The 3,434-nt window shown below is 74.1% G+C and carries 1 protein-coding gene; it reads right to left on the reverse strand.

Annotated features, from left to right (window positions below):
• Window positions 1-3,434, reverse strand: a 3,434-nt coding sequence (locus tag ACWC9T_RS41215; RefSeq protein WP_449826149.1) for an SDR family NAD(P)-dependent oxidoreductase, incomplete at both ends; no start/stop codon positions are given.

Raw genomic sequence — 3,434 nt, forward strand, 5'->3', positions numbered from 1 at the left:
AGCCGGGCGTTGGCCAGCGCCTGCCGGATGACCCGCTCCTGCGACGGCCCGTTGGGGGCGGTGAGCCCGTTGGAGGCACCGTCCTGGTTGACGGCGCTGCCGCGCACGACCGCCAGCACCCGGTGCCCGTTGCGCTCCGCGTCCGACAGCCGCTCCACGAGCAGCAGCCCGACGCCCTCGGCCCAGCCGGTGCCGTCCGCGCCCGCACCGAAGGCCTTGCAGCGCCCGTCCGCCGACAGCCCGCGCTGCCGACTGAACTCGACGAACACGGCCGGCGTGGCCATCACGGTCACGCCGCCGACCAGGGCGAGCGAGCACTCGCCGTTGCGCAGCGCCTGGGCGGCCAGGTGCAGGGCGACCAGAGACGACGAGCACGCGGTGTCCACCGTCACCGCCGGGCCCTCCAGCCCGAAGGTGTACGAGACCCGGCCCGAAGCAACACTGCCTGCACTGCCGTTGACGAGGTAGCCCTCGAAGCCCTCAGGCGCCTCGCGCAGCCGTCCGCCGTAGTCGTGGTACATGACGCCGGTGAACACGCCGGTGTCGCTGCCGCGCAGGGCGGCCGGGTCGATGCCCGCGTGCTCGAAGGTCTCCCAGGCGGTTTCGAGGAGGAGCCGCTGCTGGGGATCGGTGGCCAGGGCCTCGCGCGGGCTCATGCCGAAGAAGGTGGCGTCGAACCGGTCGGCGTCGTAGAGGAACCCGCCCTCGCGGAGGTAGGTCTTGCCGTGCTTGTCCGGGTCTGGGTCGTAGAGCGCGTCGAGGTCCCAGCCGCGGTTGTCGGGGAAGGCGCCGATGGCGTCCACGCCGTCCGCGACCAGCCGCCACAGGTCCTCGGGGGAATGGACTCCGCCGGGGTAGCGGCAGGCCATCCCGACGATCACCACGGGGTCGTCCTGGCCGGCGGCGACAGTGGCCTTCACGGCGGTGACGGCGTCGGTTGTGCCGACGAGTTCCGTCCGGAGCTGGCGCGCGACGGCGAGGGGCGTGGGGTGGTTGAACAGCAAGGTGCTCGGCAACCGCAGACCGGTCGCGTTGTTGAGGCGATTGCGCATTTCGAGCGAACTCAGCGAGTCGAACCCGAGGTCCTTGAAAGCGCGTTCGGCGTCGATCGCCGCTGCTGACGCGTGACCGAGGACGACGGCGAGCTGCCCGCGCACCAGGTCCAGCAGGAACTGCTCCTGTTCGGCCGGGGCGAGCTCGGTGAGCCGGAGGGCCAGTGCGTTCGAGCCGTCGGAGCCGGCCGGGCCCGCCTCGGACACCTTTCGCAGCCTGGCGGGCTTGACCAGTCGGGCGAACACGGCGGGCACGTGGCCCGCGGTGCGCAGTCCGGCGAGGTCGAGCCGGGCCGGGACGGCGACCGCGCGGGTCAGCACGGGCGCCAGGTCGAGAAGCGCCAGCCCGTCCTCGACGGGGAGCGGGGCGATGCCGGTGCGGGAGAGGCGGTCGACATCGGCGTCCGCGAGACGGCCCGCCATGCCGTCGCCCCGGTCCCACAGACCCCAGGCGAGGCTGGTGGCCGGCAGGCCTTCGGCGCGGCGGTGCTGGGCGAGGGCGTCCAGGAAGGCGTTGGCGGCCGCGTAGTTGGCCTGGCCCGCACTGCCGACGGTGCCGGCGATGGAGGAATACAGGACGAACGCGGAGAGGCCGCGGTCGCGGGTCAGCTCGTGCAGGTGCCAGGCGGCGTCGGCCTTGGGACGTAGGACGCGGTCGACGCTGTCGGCGTCCAGCGACTCCACCGGGGCGTCGTCGAGGACCCCGGCGCAGTGTGCGACGGCGGTCAAGTCGGCGATGCCGTAGAGGAGTTCGGCGACGGCGGCGCGGTCGGCGAGGTCGCAGGCGGCGAATCGCAGCTCGGCGCCCAGCTCGGCGAGCTCCTCGGCGAGCTGGGCGGCACCCTCCGCCCGGTCGCCGCTTCGCGAGGCCAGCACCAACCGGCGCACGCCGTGCTCGGCGACCAGACGGCGGGCGGCCAGCACGCCGAGGGCGCCCGTGCCGCCGGTCACCAGGACCGTGCCGTCGGTGGGCCAGGTCGCGGCCGACCGGGCCGGGGTTTCGGGGGTCAGCCGAGGTGCGCTGAACCGTCCCTCGCGAAGGGCGAGTTGCGGCTCACCGGTGGCCAGGGCGGCAGGCACGACCGTGTCGAGGTCGGCGTAGCCATCCACGTCGAGGACGACGAACCGGCCGGGGTGCTCGGTCTGCGCGGAACGGACCAGGCCCCAGGCGGTGGCGGCGGCCGGGTCGGTCGCCTCACCGTCGGCGGTGGCCGTCGCGCCCTGGGTCACCACGACGAGGGTGCGGGTCGACTTCTCCTCGGCCAGGTGGGCCTGGAGGCGGGAGAGCGTGCGGAGCAGCGTTTCCCGGGCGCGGACCGGGACATCGTCGCCCTCGACCTCGCGCAGGTCGGCGACGGCCCAACCTGCCTCGTCCGGCTCGGTGTCGACGGCGGTCGGCAGCTCGACCCAGTCGAGGGCGTAGAGCGATCCGCGACGTACGGCGGGCCCGTCCGTTGCCGGCTGCCGTACGGCCAGCGAGTCGACGGCGACGACCGGTGCGCCGGTGTGGTCGGCGATCCGCAGCGCGTACTCGTCCGGGCGGACAGCGGTCAACCGAACCCGCAGGACGTCCGCGCCGGTCGCGTACAGCGACACACCGGACCAGGCGAAGGGCAGTCGCAGCTGCGGCTCCCCGTCGTCGCCCGTCAGTCCGAGCGAGATGGGGTGCAGGGCGGCGTCCAGCAGTGCGGGGTGGACGCCGAACCGGTCTGGCCCGGCGCCCGCCGGGAGTTCGGGCAGCCGGATCTCGGCGAACACGTCGTTCCCGGACCGCCAGGCCGCACGCAGGCCCTGGAAGACCGGCCCGTACTCGTACCCGGCAGCGTGGAGACGGTCGTAGGCGTCCTCCACGTCGATCCGCTCGGCGTCCTGCGGCGGCCACACGTCCAGCGCGAACGACGGCGGCGTGGTGGCGGTGAGGAAGCCGGTGGCGTGCCGGGTCCAAGCGGAGTCGGCCTCGGAGTATACGTCCACCGGGTGGCGCCCGGACGTGTCCGGCCCACCGACGGAAACCTGCACGTTCACCGCGCCGCGCGCGGGCAGGGCGAGCGGCGCCTGGAGCGTCAGCTCCTCGATCCGGGTGCACCCGGCCGCCTCCTGCCCGGCCCGCAGAGCGAGTTCAGCGAATGCGGTGCCGGGGAGGAGGACGGTGCCGGCGATGGTGTGGTCGGCGAGCCAGGGGTGGGTGGTGGTGGAGAGTCGGCCGGTGAACAGCATGCCGTCGCCGTCGGCGCGGGTCAGCGCCGCGCCGAGGAGCGGGTGTTCGGCGGAGGCCAGGCCGACCGCCGTGACGTCGGCGGTGTCGGGGGCGGTGAGCCAGTAGTGCTGGTGCTGGAAGGGGTAGGTGGGGAGGTCCGGCAGTGTGTGTGGGGTGGGGAGGAG

Source organism: Kitasatospora sp. NPDC001159 (assembly GCF_053598235.1).